The organism is Candidatus Palauibacter sp. (assembly GCF_965216145.1).
Lineage (GTDB): Bacteria > Gemmatimonadota > Gemmatimonadetes > Palauibacterales > Palauibacteraceae > Palauibacter.
The window spans coordinates 2,589,787-2,606,091 of sequence record NZ_OZ244149.1 but is presented as its reverse complement, the minus strand read 5'-3'; the positions used below and the strand labels follow the sequence as shown (position 1 = coordinate 2,606,091).

General features: G+C 67.1%; 11 protein-coding genes and 1 pseudogene. 6 read left to right on the top strand and 6 right to left on the bottom strand.

What is annotated here, in order from left to right:
- Positions 1–33 precede the first annotated feature (33 nt).
- From ACOOHF_RS10980 to ACOOHF_RS10965, 4 genes are read right to left on the bottom strand one after another with little or no spacing between them, the layout of a single operon-like run.
- Entirely contained in the window at positions 34–831 is a 798-nt protein-coding gene (locus tag ACOOHF_RS10980) for a DUF4159 domain-containing protein (protein WP_419942332.1), read from the bottom strand.
- On the bottom strand, positions 828–3,545 hold the full coding sequence (locus ACOOHF_RS10975; protein ID WP_420461723.1) for a tetratricopeptide repeat protein: 2,718 nt from the start codon (positions 3,543–3,545) through the stop codon (positions 828–830). The genes ACOOHF_RS10980 and ACOOHF_RS10975 overlap by 4 nt, the downstream gene beginning before the upstream one ends.
- Positions 3,542–4,570: a hypothetical protein gene (locus ACOOHF_RS10970; protein WP_420461722.1), complete on the bottom strand. Its 1,029-nt coding sequence runs from the start codon at positions 4,568–4,570 to the stop codon at positions 3,542–3,544. The genes ACOOHF_RS10975 and ACOOHF_RS10970 overlap by 4 nt, the downstream gene beginning before the upstream one ends.
- A complete protein-coding gene (locus ACOOHF_RS10965) occupies positions 4,567–6,966 on the bottom strand; it encodes a glutamine amidotransferase (protein WP_420461721.1) in 2,400 nt (799 codons plus the stop codon). The genes ACOOHF_RS10970 and ACOOHF_RS10965 overlap by 4 nt, the downstream gene beginning before the upstream one ends.
- A gap of 239 nt (positions 6,967–7,205) precedes the next feature.
- Between ACOOHF_RS10965 and ACOOHF_RS10960 the strand changes: the two genes are divergently transcribed.
- The 5 genes and pseudogenes from ACOOHF_RS10960 to ACOOHF_RS10940 all read left to right on the top strand — a co-directional run bounded on the left by ACOOHF_RS10960 (position 7,206) and on the right by ACOOHF_RS10940 (position 10,103).
- Positions 7,206–7,523 carry a ribbon-helix-helix protein, CopG family gene (locus ACOOHF_RS10960; RefSeq protein WP_420461720.1) on the top strand — a complete coding sequence of 106 codons (318 nt, stop codon included), beginning with the start codon at positions 7,206–7,208 and terminating at the stop codon, positions 7,521–7,523.
- A gap of 84 nt (positions 7,524–7,607) precedes the next feature.
- The gene (locus ACOOHF_RS10955) at positions 7,608–7,886 is read left to right on the top strand and encodes a ribbon-helix-helix protein, CopG family (protein WP_420461719.1); all 279 of its coding nucleotides are present in this window, start codon (positions 7,608–7,610) and stop codon (positions 7,884–7,886) included.
- A complete protein-coding gene (locus ACOOHF_RS10950) occupies positions 7,883–8,479 on the top strand; it encodes a type II toxin-antitoxin system VapC family toxin (RefSeq protein WP_420461718.1) in 597 nt (198 codons plus the stop codon). The genes ACOOHF_RS10955 and ACOOHF_RS10950 overlap by 4 nt, the downstream gene beginning before the upstream one ends.
- A 104-nt stretch (positions 8,480–8,583) precedes the next feature.
- Positions 8,584–8,883: pseudogene (locus ACOOHF_RS10945) on the top strand (virulence RhuM family protein); the annotation flags it as partial.
- 239 nt (positions 8,884–9,122) lie between these two features.
- Positions 9,123–10,103, top strand: coding sequence for a phosphorothioated DNA-binding restriction endonuclease (locus ACOOHF_RS10940; protein WP_420461717.1), 981 nt, complete (start codon positions 9,123–9,125; stop codon positions 10,101–10,103).
- A gap of 59 nt (positions 10,104–10,162) precedes the next feature.
- Here the strand turns inward: ACOOHF_RS10940 and ACOOHF_RS10935 are convergent, their stop codons facing one another.
- On the bottom strand, positions 10,163–11,083 hold the full coding sequence (locus tag ACOOHF_RS10935; protein WP_420461716.1) for an alpha/beta fold hydrolase: 921 nt from the start codon (positions 11,081–11,083) through the stop codon (positions 10,163–10,165).
- Positions 11,084–11,204: 121 nt separating this feature from the next.
- On the bottom strand, positions 11,205–12,116 hold the full coding sequence (locus ACOOHF_RS10930; RefSeq protein WP_420461715.1) for an aminotransferase class IV: 912 nt from the start codon (positions 12,114–12,116) through the stop codon (positions 11,205–11,207).
- A gap of 783 nt (positions 12,117–12,899) precedes the next feature.
- Here ACOOHF_RS10930 and ACOOHF_RS10925 point away from each other — a divergent pair.
- Entirely contained in the window at positions 12,900–16,277 is a 3,378-nt protein-coding gene (locus tag ACOOHF_RS10925; protein WP_420461714.1) for a hypothetical protein, read from the top strand.
- Positions 16,278–16,305: the final 28 nt, after the last annotated feature.

Sequence of the window (16,305 nt, the reverse complement as noted above, 5' to 3'; positions counted from 1 at the left end):
CGCGGACGGCGGGGTCGGGGTTTGAACAGCCCGTTAGTGTGTAAGGGCGTATACCACATAGTTGACGCCCAGCTTGTACGCTTCGTTTGAGAGCGCGATGGGGACGAACCCCCGGTCCGACCACTCCATGTAGTCGCCAATGTCGTTGTCGTGATTGACGATGACCATGAGCCGGCCCTCGGGATCGTTGTCCTCCAGGACCCCCCAATAGCTCGCCGTCCCGCCCCAGTACGGGTGCGGCATCTCGATGTTGCTCTGCTCGAGGTGGAAGAACGAGTCGAAGATCGGGTGGCTCACGTCCAGCTGCACGAGTTCGTGCCCCGGGAGGAGGACCTCGAGCATCTGATCCGTCCACTGCAGATCCCGATAGCCGCCCATGTCGTCGATGATGAGGAACCCGCCCTTGCGCAGATAGTTGCTCAGGTTGACGGCCTCGGCCTCGGTCATGCTCCAGTCGCCGGGCTCCGAGAGGTACGCGACCGGGAACTTGAACAGATCCGGGTCGTCCATGGCGAGGACGTTGCCGCCGCCCAGGCGCGGGTTGATGGTCGTGAGCGCGTCCATGATCTCGCCGAAGTTGCTTTCGGCCGTGGGCCAGTCATGCGACCAGCCCGGGTTCCAGCCCCAGCCGCCCGTGCGGTAATAGAGGCGCACGAAGGTGAACTCGCCCGTGTAGGGCGTGTTGTACTCCTGGTAGGCGGCGAGGTCGTTCCCGAAGCCGCCGCCGCCACCGCGCCCGCGCCGGCGCTGCCCCTCGAGGTCGGCGAAGGCGCCCAGCGTGAGCAGGGCGGCCAGCGCCGCGGCCGCGAGTCCCCGCGTCCGCGCGCTCACCGGGTCCCCCCGGGGTCGCCGCGGATCTCGAGCAGGAGGTCGAGCGCCACCTCGAAGTTGGGCGCGATCTCGAGGGCGTCGAGGACGGCGCGGCGCGCCCCGGCCGCGTCGCCGCCGCGGTGGAGGGCGAGCGCCACCCGGTAGTGGGCCTCCGCGAGATCCGCCGGCGCCAGCGCGAGGAGCGCCCGGCGTTCGCGCGCCGCCTCCGTCCAGCGCTCCGCCGCCTCGTAGCCCGCGGCGAGCCGCGTGTGAATGTCGAGGTGGAAGGGGTCGATCCAGATCGCGCGCTCGAGCGCCTCGCGGGCCGCGGCCTCGTCCCCGAGTTCCTCCTCCACATCCGCGAGTTCGAGGTGCGCGTCGAGGTGGTTCTCGTTGAGGGCGGTGTAGGCGCGATACGCCTCCGCGGCGCGCGCGGCGTCCCCCGCCTCCCGATGGATGCGGCCCAGGAGCAGCGTCGGGGCGTCGGGGCCGGCGTATTCCGGGAACATGTCGCGGGCGCGGCTCAGGGCCTCGATCGCCGCCTCGGTGCGGCCGTCGCGATGGGCTTCCGCGGCCGCGATCATCTGCCCGGCGAACGACTCCGGCTCCGGCCCCGGCTCCGGGTCCGGCCCCGGCGTCCGCGCGTGTGGCTCCCCCGGGGCGGCACCGCCGAGCGCCGCGAGCGTCCGGCCGAAGCGCGTCTCGATGTAGTCCTTCAGTTCGCGGTCGAGGCCGGCCAGCGTCGTGCCGAGCGCCCGTTCCACGACTTCGGTCGTCTCGAGGCCGTCCCGGTAGCCGTCGAGCATGGCGAGGATCGCCTCGAAGCCGCGCGATGTCTCCAGCATCTCGCACAGGAGGGAGGCCATGTAGTAGGCGTGCTGCACCTGCCCCGGGTAGGCGGGCCGCACGAACCCGTAGTTGAAGCGCTCCAGCGAGGGCAGCCGTTCCTCCGCGAAGGCGGCCAGGAAGCCGGGGTCGGGATCCGAACCCCAGCCCTCGCGCGCGTGCCGTTCGTCGAGCACCGCCAGCCCCTCCGAGAGCCAGCGCGGCACGCGGTGTTCCGTGTAGCCGAGCGTGAACGCGTGCGAGATCTCGTGCCACAGCGTCGAGCCCCAGTTGAAGTCGCTCCCGGGACGCGCGCTCGGCGAATCCATGGCGAGGACGGAACCGAAGCTCACGCCCAGCGCCCCGATGCCGGCGAGTCCCACCGTCCGCACGGAGAAGTCCGCGTGCCGGTCGTAGACCTCGACCGAGATGGGCGTGGGCGGCGCGAACCCGTAGCGCGCCCGCATGGCGTCGAACGCCTTCTCGGCGAGGGCGGTGGCGTAGATCGAGAGAGCTCCGGCCTCCCGCGGGTGGAACGAGAAGGAGAAGCGCGGGCTCGTCGCCGTCTCGAAGCCGGCGAGTGCCTCGAGCAGGTCGAGCGTGTTGAAGACCCACACGTTGAACGGGTCGCCCTCGAACGTCGCCTCGAGCGTGGCGCGCCCTTCGTCGATCTCCCCGACGCGGAGCTGGTTGAGACCGAGTTCGGCCCGGCCGGCCCAGGAGAGGGGATCGAGGGACACGGCCTGGCGCGCGAACTCGACGGCGTCGCCGTAGCGGTGCGTGCGGTAGGCGACCTGCGCCAGCGCGACGTAGAGGTCGGCGTGCCTCGGGTCCAACCCGAATACGCGGTCGCGCGCCTCGGCGAAGGCGGCCGCGTCCCCCCGCAGGTGGGCGGCCGCCGCGATCTCGGTCCACGCGGCGAGGGACACCGGGTTCGTCTCGAGCGCGCGCCGAGCCTCCTCCTCGGCCGTCTCCACGTCCTCGAGTTCGAGATAGAGACGCGCGAGAAAGACCCTCGCCTCGGTGAAGCCGGGGTTCGTCTCGAGACTCTGTTCCGCGAGTTCGAGGGCCTCCGAGGAACCGTCGAACTTCGCGCGCCGCGCCTTGGCGAGGAGGGCGCGGGGGTGGACGGGGTTCCGGGCCAGCGCCTCGTCGATCAGCGGCCCGGCCTCGAAGCTGTCGTACTTGTCGAGGAAGAGGAGCCCGAGATCGATGCGCGCCTCGGGGTCGCCGGGGTCGACCTCGATCGCCTCCTCGTATGCCCGCACCGCGTCGTGGAAGAGGTCGGGGTCGCGGACCCCGAGATAGGTCACGGCGGCGGCGACGGCGCGCAGGTGCTCCGCGTCGAGCCGGCGGGGGTCGGCCGTGTTGTAGAAGTCGATGAAGCCGTCGAAGAGGGCGAGTGCTTCCTCGCGCGCGCCCTGTTCGAAGAGGAGGCGGCCGAGGTCGAGCCGCGCGAGTTGGGCGTCGCCGGCCCGGCTCTCGATCGCGCGGCGGAAGTTCGCCTCCGCCTCGTCGAGGCGGCCGAGCCCCCGCAGGAGGACGCCCCGGGCGCGCGCGAGTTCCGTCTCGGGGTCGGCGCCGTCGGGGGCACGCCCGGCGGCCCGGTCGAGGGCTTCGAGCGCGGACTCGTATTCGCCCGTGGCGGCGAGCGCCCGCGCCCACCCGCGCGCGGAGGCCGGGAACTCGCGCCCGGAGCGCGCCAGGTCGCGGAAACCCGCGACGGCTTGCCGGTATTCGCCGGTCTGCAGCGCTTCGACGGCGGCGGCGAGCGGATCGTCGTCCGGAGGCCCGCTGCCGCGTTCCTGGGCCCAGGCCGGGAGCGGAACGGCGAGCGCGAGGATGAGCGCCGCCAGCGGGACTCGCAGCCCCGGTCGGCGGGTTCGCGCGCCGCGGCGGCTCAGCCTCACCGAGCACCTCCCCGGTCCCGGAGGGTCCGGTTGATGCCCGCGAGTTCGACGAGCAGCGCCTCGAGCCGGTCGTCGTATTCATCCTCGCTCAACTCGGCGCGTCGCCCGCGCAGAGCGGCGATCGCGTCCTCGACTCGCTGTTTGTCGGCCAGGAGGGCCGCCAGTTCCGGATCATCGGCGGCGGCCTGCGCCACCGCCGCCGGGGCGGCGGCGAGGAAGAACCGGTTCGCGACCGCCCCGTCCGGCCCCTCCGCCGTCGGCACCAGCGCTCCCTCGCCATCGCCGTCGTCGTCGAGCAGGGCGTGCTCGGTCAGCATCTCGTTCTCGCTCTCGTACCGGCGCTGCACCTCCCCCGTCGCGTAGCTGAACGCCTCGAGCAGCGAGACGCGTTCATCCTTGTCGACATCGGCGTCGTCGAGCGCGAAGGCGTCGACGAAGAAGCCGCCGAAGTGGGAGTGATCGCGCTCGCGCGGGGAGCGGGTCGCCGTCACCACGATGCGCCGGTCGCCCGCCATGGCCGGCACGAAGCCGCCGCTCGCGCTCGCCGCGTTCACCACCGCCACCGTCTGGGTGGTGAAGGCGCTGAGCCACACCGAGAGCGTTTCGCCCGAGAGGTCGGGACCGGGCAGGTTTAGGCGCGACTCCTGGCCGCCGCCGCTCCCGTGGCCGAGGAAGAGGATGAGGGCCGGGTCGGCCGGCCCGGCCCGGGTGGCCATCGCGAGCACCTCGCGCTCCACGGCCTCCAGCGTCGCCCGGCCGGACGCGCGCGGCGAGATCGCCGCGTCCTCCGCGAGCCACACGATGGACTCCTCCGCCACGCCGAAGCGCTCGCGGAGGGCCTCGATCAGCCGCTCGGCCTGCTCCCGGAAGAGCTGGCTGTACTCCGGGGCGCCGCCGAGCCCGCTCACGATGAGGACCTGCGCCCGCGGCGGGGCCGCCGCCCCCTGTGCGAGGGCGACCGACGGAGCGCCCGCGAGGGCGAAGACCGCGCCGAGCGCCGCGGCGCCCAGGCCCACCCGGCTCACGCGAGGTCCTTCCAGCGCCGGTAGGCCCACTCGCCGCCCAGCAGCCCGGCGAGGAGGAGGAAGAGGACCGGCATGTCCCACAGCGACCGCTCCTCGTACACCGTGTCGCCGCTCTCCGTGTAGCGGATCTCCTCCGCCAGCAGATCCGCGTCCTCCGCCGTGTAGAAGCGCCCGCCCGTCTCATCCGCGACCCGCCGCAGGAGTTCCGTCCGCCGCCCGGCGCCGAACTGCTCGATCTGCGGCGTCCCCGCCTGGAAGAAACCCTGACCCCCGACGACCTCGTCCTCGGCCAGGGTCGCCCCGCGGGGCGCGGCGCGGACGCTCACCCGGTGCAGTCCCGGCTCCTCGGGTACGAAGCGGCCCTCGTACTCGCCGTCCCGCTCCACCGTCCAGTCGAGGCGCACCTCCGTCGGCACCCCGCTCGGTCCCGTCACCGTGGCGACGACATCCGCCCCGTTCACGCGCAGGTACCGTTCGTCCTCCACCTCGGCCCGGATCCGCAGCGGCTCCGACACGGGCGCCACGTCATCTCCCAGATCGAGGCGGGCGCGGCCCGGCGTGTCGTGCACGAGCCAGCGCAGCAACTGCCGCCACAGCGTCTCGTGCGTCTCATCCTCCAGCGGGATGTCCGCGTGCATCTGCCACAGCCACGAGTCCTGGGCCGTGAACACGATCGACGTCCCGCGCCCGTACCTCTGGTGCGCGAGCAGCACCCGCGGCTCCCCCTCGACCGGAACCCCGTTCAGAAGCGGCACCGCCCCCGGTTTCGTCTCGAACACCCGGTTCACCGAGGTGAGCGGCGGGAGTTCGGGCCAGCGCGCCGCCGACGCTTCGGCCGTCTCCGCGATCCGCATCGCCGCGTGACGCCGCCCCGCCGGGGTGAGTTCGGCCGACACCTCGAGCACATCGGGCTCGCCCGCCCCCGGCAGCACGACGGGGAGCGCGTCCGCCAGCGCCGTCCCCGCGTAGCCGCCCTCGCCCAGGGCGCGCCGCCCTCCCAGCACGAGGAGCCCGCCCCCGCGCTGTCCCACGAAGTCCGCCATCATCTGCAGTTGGTCGTGGGTGAAGAAGCTCGCCTCCACGCTCCCGAGGATGAGCCCGTCGTACTCGTACAACTCCTCGCGCGTGTCCGGGAACCCGCCCGCGAGTTCTCCGGGGCCGTCCACATCGAGGCGCAGGTACTTCTCATCCGCCGTCCGCAGCAGCGTCACGACCTGGATGTTCTCGTCATCGGCCACGGCGCGGCGCACGAACTTGTTCTCGGGGCGCGGGGAGCCCTCGAAGTAGAGGATCTTCCGGCGCGTGTCCCCGACCTCGACCAGGATCTGCCGCTCGTTGTTTCCGGTGAGCGCCTCCCCCTCCACCGGGTCCACCGAGAAGCGGATGGCGCGGGGGCCCGACTCCTCCAGCGTGAACTGGACCTGGACCGGTTCCTCCCCGTCCGGACCGAGGGTGAGGTCGTGCGTGCCCACGATCCGGCCCTCGTCCTCCACATCGAGACGCACCGTGCGCCCGGCGAGTCCCGCGTGGGAGATGATGACGTCGGCCACGATCGTCGTCCCCTCCAGCGCCTCGCGCGGTACCTCCACCCGCCGCACCTCGATGTCCGGGACGATGCGCTCCGAGCCGACTCCGATCGTGTACACCGGGATCCCCGCCGCGCGCGCCTCCAGGAGCGCCTCGGAGAGCGGGGGGGTCACCTCGTCGTCGTTGTCCGCCCCGTCCGATACCACCACGACCCCCGAGAGCGGCAGCCCCGCCATCTCCTGCTGCACCCGCGTGAGCGCCGCGGCGAGGTTCGTGCGCGGGCCGGCGAAGGCCAACTCCCCCGCCCCGTCGATGCGGTCCGCGTCGGAATCGAACCCGTACATCCGCAGCCGGAACCGGTCCTCCAGCGCCTCGCGCAGGCCACCTTCGCCGCCCTGCGTCAGGGGCTCCGGTTCCTCGGCGGGGTCCATGGCCGAGGAACCCTCCACTCCGGGGTCGGACGCCAGGGGATCCGTCGCCGCGGCATCCGTGCCGCCGTCATCCATGCCGCCGAAGAGGTCGAGCACCCGCTGCGCCCGCGTCTCGCCGTCCTCGTCGGCCACGCGCATGCTGCGCGAGTCGTCCAGCAGCACCGCTACGAAGTTCCGCCGCGGGACGACGGTCGAGACGAGGAGCACGGGCCGCAGCAGGAGGAAGGCGAGGACCCCGAGGGCGGCGGCGCGCAGCGCCATGAGCACCCAGCGATCCCGCGCCTCGATCGTGGGTCCGATGCGGCGGTACTGGAGGGCGAACCACACGATGGCGCCGGCGCCGAGAAAGACGAGGATCACGCCCCACCACGGCACGGCCAGCGAGAGATCGCCGCGCTCGAAGACGACGGGACGGTATTTGAAGAGGAACTCGAACACGCGCTGGCCAGCCCTTCGTTTCTCCGAGGCGGTCGTCGGAACCGAGCGGCGGCGGGAGGGCCTGGCCCCGCGCGCGCGTTGGCGGCTCCAACGTACGGGTTTCCTATCCCTCTTAGAAACAAGGCCCACGGGACGATCGTTGCTCGACGGCCCAGGTCGTTACGTTTGTGGCCGCCCGCATGTTGTATTACGCCTGTACTACAGCGGACGAAGCGGCACGCGGCGGGAGGAATGTACTCATGGGTTTGCGAACCGTACGACTCGATGAAGAAGAAGAGGCGATCCTCGAAGACCTTCGGCGGAAGACGGGCTACTCGATCTCCGAGGTGTTGAGACGAGGGCTCCGCTCCTACAACACGACGGTGAACGGCATACGGCTGGGAGGCAGGAAAGGCGAGACGGTCGGGGAGGCATACCGGCGGATCATGCAGCGGTACGAGGACGAACCCACCGAGGAACCCGCCGTTGCGGCGCGCGACGACGAGTCCGCCCCCCCGCCGCGGCGACGGCACAAGGAAGCCGTGGTCGAGGCGATCCGCCGGAGGCACGGCCGTTGAACTATTGAACTCCTAAGGAATCCTTAGCTGTTCGCGCCGAAGGCGACCGGCAGGCGCAGAAACCACATGGGAGAGGCCGACACTATGGGCTTGCGCACCGTGCGACTCGACGACGAGGAAGAGGCGATCCTCGAAGATCTCCGCCAGAAGACGGGGGGATCGATCTCCGAGGTGCTGAGACGGGGACTCCGCTCCTACAACGGTTGCATAAACGGTTTTCTGCTCGGGGGCGACCCCAACGAATCATCCGGAGATGTCTACCGGCGCCTCGGGCTCGTGTACGACGACGAACGCGCCGTCCCGCCCCCGTCACGGGCCGGCGAAACCGTGGTTGAGGTGGTCCGCGAGCGAAACACCCAGTGATCCTGGTCGATACGGGGCCCTTGGTCGCCGCGTTCGATCCCCGGGACGCGGACCACGATGCGTGTGTCCTCACGCTGGACACACTTGGCGCGAAGGCTTTGACGACGACCCCGGTGCTCACCGAAGCGTTTCGACTCCTGCGGCAGCCGGGGCGAAGGACCCGTTTCATGGACTTCGTCCTTGACGGTGGCCTGCGTGTGGCCACGTTGGACCATCCGCATCTGCGCCGCTGCTTCGAACTCATGGTCCAGTACGGCGACACACCGATGGACTTCGCCGACGCCTCGGTCGTTGCCGTGGCGGAGCGTTCCGGGATTGACCGGGTGTTCACGCTGGACCGCCGCCACTTTGCCGTCTACCGCATGAAGCGCGGCTACCGACATGTGCCGTTCACGCTCGTGGGGCCGCGTGCCGAACCCCCCATGGTGCGGGAGACGGGCGACCCGGACGGCGCGTGCGCTGCCGAGGCGGTGCCGGTGTCCTCCGATGACGGGGACGCGCTGGACGCCGTGCACGGGCGTCTTCTCGCCGAGACCGCGCTTCGGGAGGCCCGCGAGGCCCTCGACCGGCTCGGCCGGGCGCTCGGAGGCTGAAGGCAGGAGGAGAAGAGAGAACCGAGATGAGCAGAGCCAACGACTACTCTGAGAGCAAGGCCGTGGGGACTGCGGCTTCCGCAGCGGCCCCCGCGGGTGAGGTCATCGTTTACGAGGCGTCCGATGGCGATGCGCGAGTCGATGTCCGCGTCGATCGGGACACGGTCTGGCTGACCCAGCGGCAGATGGCGGAGGTGTTCGACACCTCAACGGACAACGTCGGACTCCACGTGAAGAACATCTTCCAGGACGGTGAATTGGAGGAAAAGGCAACTGCCGAGGATTTCTCGGTAGTTCAAATCGAAGGAAACCGTCGAGTACGGCGTAATCTCAAACATTACAACCTTGATGCCATCATCTCCGTCGGTTATCGCGTCAACTCCAAGCGAGGTGTCCGCTTTCGGCATGGGCTGAACCCCCAATCGGTCACGGCGCTAACCCTGCTCATCGCCGAGAGCGCTCCGGCGGCCAAGGATCTGATGGTGCGCCTGGTCATGAACATGTTGATCGGACCGTCCCCATCAGACGATCACGGGGCTGCGATGGACGAACGACTGCGCGATCGCGTTGATCCCACGCTGGACGGAGGCGAAGTTGGAAACGACCCCGTTCCGTAGGACTGAGCGGCACTCAGACTGAGTTGATGACACCTGACGATTTCCTCAGGCGACTCGCCGCAGTCAGGACCCACAAGCGCCGGGACGAGCGGGCGCCCCACAAACCCTTGCTCCTCCTCCTCGCTTTGGGGCGTGTCGCGCGGCGCCAAGAACGCCTCGTTCCGTATGAGGAAGTGGAGCCGCTCTTGCGCGAACTGATGCAGAGTTTCGGATCGCCCAAGAGCGCCGTTCGTCCCCAGTACCCGTTCAGGTGGCTACGTACCGATCAACTCTGGGACGTCCCTCGCTTCCGGGAGCTTTCCAGGAACGCGAGCGGAGACTTTTATGTGTGGCAATTGAGGGAGCTGGGTATAGAAGGCGGCCTTCCGGAGGACGCATATGACGTGCTGCGCGCCGACACTGGGCTCTTATGGCAGGCCGTCGGGGAGATCCTGCGGGAACATTTTCCCGAGTCCCTTCACCGGGAGATTCGCGACGCGGCCGGCATCCCCGAAGACGGGATCGCATGGGAGGCGGATGTAGAAGAAGCGCTCCCGACGCCAGCCGTGCGGGAGCGGGAGAGTGGCCCACCGACATTCTATTCATTCTTGACACGCCGTCGCCGTCGCGACCCTCTGTTCCGCAAGAGAGTGCTCGACGCATACGAAGAGCGCTGCTCGGTCTGCGATCTCGACATCCGGCTCGGAGAGCGACTGCTCGGCGTGGAAGCTGCGCACATCCAGTGGCATTCGCATGGGGGTCCCGACCAGGTGGCGAACGGTCTGGCTCTCTGCCTTCTGCATCACAAGGCCCTCGACCGCGGGGCGCTGGGTCTCGAGGAACGCAAGGGTACGGGCTTCAACGTGCTCATCTCGCGTGACGTGCGGGGCGAGAGGACCGGATCCCTCGTCGACTTCTCCGGTCGGCGGATTCGGCCTCCCCGAACTCGGGCCATGGCGCTTGGAGAGAAGTTCGTTGGTTGGCATCGAAGAGAGGTCTTCCGCGGCCAGCCAAGCACCCCAACGTAAGCTCGCGGCGCCCGCCGGGTTGTCGGGCAGCCGCAGCTCTCGCCGAAACCGGCCGACGACTACGCGAAGCCCTCTTTCTCCAGGAACGCGACCATGGTCGCGGCGCACTCCGCCGGCTCCTCGAGCGGCAGGAAGTGCGTCGTGTTCGGGATGAAGTCGTACTCGAACCCCACGATTCCCTCCAGCTCGGTGCTGGGCATGAAGGAGAAGGCGAACGTGGGGTCGCCAGCGATCACCTTCACGGGGCAGGCGAGACGCGACAGCTCCGGTTCCAGACTGTAGGCGAAAGCGTACTCGAGCGCCTGGGCCTCCCATCGGCGCGGGCAGCGAAGTTCGTATCCTCCCGCGCCCGGTCCGCTCCCTCCGTTCCCCGCGGGACGAAGCAGTGCCCGGCTCGCCAGCTCCGGGACTCCCGGCGCCACCAGCTCGAACATCCACTGCCGGCGGAAGTGCTCCGCGAACTCCTCGCGCGTCGTGAAGTGATCCCGGCGGAACCGGGCCTGGGTACCCAAGTGCCGCCACAGGGCTTCGGCCGCCTGGGGATCCCCGTTCGGCGGGTACAGGGGTGGATCAAACAGGACGAGCGCCTCGTAGCCCTGCCCCGCGGACTCCTGATGGAGCGCCGCCAGCGCCGACACCAGATGGAACACGCCGACGGCGGGCTTCGCACCGAACCGGCGCTCGATCCCGCGCCGGACGCGTTCCTGGTCCGCGGCGAAGGTGGCGATGTTCTGATGTCGCAGCTCCGACCGGGGGTTCCAGCCATGGCTGCGCAGGTCGTAGAGGATGAGATCGAAGCGAGAGGCGAGCAGCCTCCAGAACGGATAGTAGAGTTCCGCCGCCAGTCCATTGGCATGGCTGAGGACGAGACGGGGACCGTCCGAGTTGCCGTGCCGCCTCACGATGATCCGGGCGCCGCAGGTCGCCTCGACTTCGGCCGTGGCCAGCGGCTCCGGTACGTTCCACATATATGACGTCATTGGATGCCTCCTTTGCCTCCGTGGAGACGTCCTATCTGACAGTCAAATACCCCGCGGCGCCGTGGGGAGGTCCGGGGTCCCCGCCGTCCCCGACGACGGATGCCGGGTGGACCCTCCAGCGCTACGCCTCGCCCCCGACCAGGACGACTCCTTCGCGCGCGGTCAACTCCGAGTAGAGGTCGCTGAGCCGCTTCGTCAGCGGTCCCGGCGATCCGTCTCCGATGACCCGCCCGTCGATCTCGGTCACGCTTGCCAGCTCTCCCATCGTACCGGTGCAGAACGCCTCGTCCGCGCGGTAGGCCTCCGTCAGGGAGAGATCGTCCACCCGGCTCGGGATATCGTGCTCCGCGCAGAGATCCAGCACCGTGGCGCGGGTGATCCCCTCGGGACAGGCGACCGTCCGGCTCGTCATCACGACGCCGTCTCGCACGAAGAAGACGTTCGTGGCGTTCGTCTCGGCGATGAATCCGCGCGGGTCGAGCATCAGCGCGTCGTCGGCGCCGGCCGCGTTCGCCTCGATCTTGGCCAGGATCGACTGGAGGAGGTTCGCGTGATGGATCTTCGGATCCAGCGTATCCGGCCCGAAGCGGCGCAGCGAACTCGTGATCAGCCGCAGCCCCGACCGTTCGTAGACCGGCGCCTTGTGCTCGGCGAGCACGATCAGCGTAGGGCCCGACTGGTTGAGGCGCGGATCCATGCCGCTGGTGACCTTCACCCCCCGCGTCAGCGTGAGCCGAATGTGCACGCCGTCGCGCATGCCGTTCGCCACGATCGTGCGGCGGATCTCCCCGATGATCTCCTCGTCCGACGGGATCTCGGCGAAGGCGAGGGCCAGAGCGGAGGACCGGAGCCGGGCGAGGTGTTCCCGCAGCTTGAAGATGGGGCCATCGTACAGGCGCAGCCCCTCCCAGACGGCATCTCCCCCCTGCACCGCCGAGTCAAATGGGCTTACGCCTGCCTCGTCCCGGTGGAGGAGCTTCCCGTTCACGTTGACGATGAGATCGCGGTTCCGCTCGTCGAATTGTTGTAGCATCCTATGCCCTTCGTAAGCGGCCTCAAGTTCCGCTCATTCATCGATGCAGACTTCCGGCGACTGGACCGACCGTTGCCCCGCTGCCGTTGCACCACGGTCGAGACCCAGAAGGAGCGTGAAGAAGGCCCAGTAAGGTGACGGGTTCTCGGGCGGCCGCACACCACGCGATTGCCGTACCTGTACCGTTGCGTTCCTGCATGGGGTCCCCACACCCGCCTAGACTGGACGACATCATCTTGCGCCGCTATGTTGCCTCGGTCCTCGTGGCTCATCTCCCCGCAGCCTAGGTAAGCCCCGGTAAGTTAAGTCAATGACCGCCGCCTTTGTCTCACAGCCGACGCCAGCCAGCCCCCTGCCCCCGCCGCAGGCGTCTGACGCGTCCGTCGCTCCACAATCACCACTATTCGACTAACCAAAAGGGTACGTCCCAGTGACGGCGTCCCAGTGATGGCGAAACCTCCGCACGACGAACCTTGGGATGAACTCCTCGCTTCGCTTGCTGGTGACGACCCGCACCAGCTGGATGGGATGGCTTCACGTCTTCGTGATCTTACACGGGAACTTAGGCAGTTCAGTTTCCCCCGTACCGCCTCGCCTGTCGCAGGCCTCCTAACGCAACCCGAGAATCACGTCGCCACGACACGCCTCGAGGCTCTAGTCCACCTCGCTGGTTTGGCCTGCCGCGGCACTCGCTCCCCAACCGCTGCTGATCTTCGTCGGTGGCTCAACCGTGTCCTCCTCACCGATCCGTTGGCCTCTCGCGAGGATCCGGTCGAGGATGTCTTGGTCTCGAATCTTGTCACTCCTCTGGGCAATGTCCGGTTGTTCGAAGGCACTTGGCTAGACAACAGTCATTACGTTCAGGCCTGCCTCTTGGCGCTGTCACAGCTCCGGGGTCTTTCTTGGGTCCGGTCGACACAGCAACACGTTCTTGCTCTTCTGCGGCTCGGCGAAACCATCGCTCAGCGTGCCGGACTGGTCCGTTACGCGTTCTCCGATACACCACCGGGGCAACCCCTCGAAATCACTTCTCCGATCATCTCCAACATGCGCACGCACGTGACCTTTAGCGCCTCCGATCTCGCCGCGCTCGATGTCCAGCCGTCTGATCTTGACCCCTTCGTGTTCCAATCGACACACACAGCCACGTTGGCCTCCGAGACCCTTGGGCATAGTACGCTTGAGCGACACCCGTTGGTCCGGCATGAGGGCAATACAATCGTCGTGCTCCCCACAGCCATCGGCGCCACCGTTCGGCGCTTCGTCGTGGACCAGGCCGCTGCCGCCAATGATCTCAATTCACTTGCCGCGTCCATTGCCGACGCCCAAGCGACTGACGTACGCATGGGCTCACGGGCGTGGGGGATTGAACCCACGAGTTCGATGTCCATTGTTGACTCCATCCAGACCAGAGATTTTTTTGGCGTCTTCGATCAAGTGGGCGATGTGCATGTCGTTTATGTCCCCGACAACCTTGACGCCATTTCGACCGCTGGCCTTCCCGGCATCCAAGATCTCGATCCCGCAGTTACCGACCGTCTTGTACGCGCCGCCACCCAACGTGCAAGACACCCCACTTATCGGCGCGGCCTGACGCTGCTGGTCCTGGGAGGCATCGGGCGCGGCTATGCTGCCCAACCTCCCGCCCTTCCTATCGACTGGCATCTTCTCCCACTCCCCGTCGGCGATTTTGTCCAGCTCGGCTGGGACCATGAGATGGATGCCGCACGTGCCTGGAAGATGTTGGCCCAACAAGATACCCTAGCTCGTGTGGGAATGTCGCTCCAAAACCTCAGCGGCTTTGCGAACCACTACGCCTTCCTCCGTGAGCATGATTACCAGCTGGTCCCCCCGGATGTATCGCTGTCTACGACTCTGTTTTTGCTGCCGTCCAATTCCGTCGCGACACTGCGCAAAGAGCTTCGCCAAGCTCTAGATCATCATGCCGCACTTTCCTCCGACGGACAGTCGTGGCTCGAGGTCCAACGCCGCACTGTTCGTCCCTCCTCTTCGCAATTCTGCCATGACGCGATTTACGTCAGTGTGAGGCACGCACTCGAGGGCCAGTTCATGGCTTGCGTGGAGGGCGCCACCGGATCGTGGTGGGTCGAAAGCGATCCACTTCCCCCAAGGAGCTCGAACGCCCAGATCGTCATGATGGTCTGCGAGATGGCGGTCAACTGGCTCGCCCCGATCGTGAAGCTGCTCGACGACCGGTCGCACGCTTCTACGCAGAGCCCTGTAACTTATCGCATAGTTTTTCCCGATCTACATAACCTGACGTGGACTCAAGCGAACGATGAGGCCCCGCACCTTCCACCGCAGGTTGAGATGCGAGACGGGCAAGTCCAGCTCACCTGCTCTCCCGCCTACTTGCGAGCTTTCGGCTACAAACAAAACGAAGGTGACGAGCAGATGATCCGCGCGCTGCTGAGAGGCGCATATCTCGCGCAAGGATCTTCTGCTTCGACCGAAGCAGATCTGGATTCCATCGTGTATGACATCCTGGGATCTCAAGACGCACGATATATTCATGTCACTCCCGCCAAATCGCTTGCCGATGCAATCTATTCCGAAGTTCCCCTACCTCGGCTATGCCTCGAGGCTCCAGAGGACCGTGCATGGAGCCGGTTGAATCTCGCTCGGACGGCGGGATGGACGGGACAGCCCGGCGTAATACCGATTTCGAAGGCCTCCGCCGTGTTCAACGGTGCTGTAGCAGCCCTTTGGGGACGAATCAAGGGAATGCTGCGGCACTTCGACCGGCGCAGTGTGATCGAGAGGGCTCTGCTCAACCTAGCGTCGATCCAAAAGGATCGCAGCACGTGGCGGACGTCCGCCGCCGCCATGTACGCAATGCGAGAGGATCGTGCGGAACTATTCCATGAGGTGAACACGCGTGAGCGAGAGCGTGCCCTCGCGGCACTGGCGAGCCGCGTTATCGCCGAAATGAGCTTGTGTACGTCGCCGGTGGATCGCGGCTACAAACTTAGTTCATTGGATCTGGAGGCCTTGATTGCCGACGTTGGGACGCTGCTCACCTGCGCTGGTCAGAGCGACGCGTTGCACCACGGGCTCGCGGGCCGTGGACCAACCGTGTACAAGAATGGCTCGCTCGGATTCGACCCCTCCATCGGCGTGATGCTCGGCCCGTACTTGACCGCGTATGGCGAGCGATCATTCCTCGATGCAGTCAATGAACGCGGGACTGGCCTAGGGCGGATGGATGACGATCGTGAAGACGTAAAGGGATTCGACGACGCATTTGAAGCGGAGTTCGGCTTGAGCATGACAGAATACGTGCGCTTCGCGGAGAGTTTCACTGACCGACTCATCGGGGAGGGGCGGGCTTACGGCTGGTTCGAGAAGGATGAGGTGTTGAAGCGGCTGCGAGATGCAGGTAGCCTGCAACCCGAGCGTACATTCTCCGGGCTCGCGCTTGTGTCAAGATCCGCCTGGGATGAGGCGGAGCCGAAGGGTGCTGAGCGGCGCGACTGGTATCCGTGGCGCTATGGACGTCGTCTGTCCGTCCTGCGTCGGCCGCTGGTTGCGCTGACGGCCGACCCGGGGACGGATGTATTGATTATGCCGACGTTGCTTGATTCGGCGCTGGGCTATTTGTTCGAAGCATCATCGGGGAGATTGCCAGAACGGCTTTTCGATTCCGTTGAAATGCGACGGTTCATCGGTGAGGCGGCGAACAAAAATGGGCATGCGTTCAATTCGAGCGTGGCAAGACGCTTGACCAAGTTGGAGTGGAGTACACGAACAGAACTGAGCTTGTCAGAGATGGGCGGAAGCGCTCGCCTTGGAGACATCGATGTGCTCGCGTGGCGCTCCGAGGGACCTGTTTATCTAATCGAGTGCAAACGGCTAATGTGGGATCGAACGATCGGTGAAATAGGAGAGCGTTTACGGCAGTACATGACCCTCGCGACGAACGGAACTCGGACTGATGTCCAGAAACACCTCGACCGATTTGAATTCGGGAAGGCCCATGTGGATGAAGTTGGCCTCGTTACGGGTAGGGCGGTCTCGAAGGGGCAACTACGTAGCGCGCTGATCACCGATGACCTGACACCGATGCAGTTCGTTGCACGCGCCAAGGAGATGCTCGACGTGGTGGTTGATTATTCGCAGCTTGGTGAGGTGTTTCGATAGAGAGAACTGGGAGTCGCCGCGCGCGGCG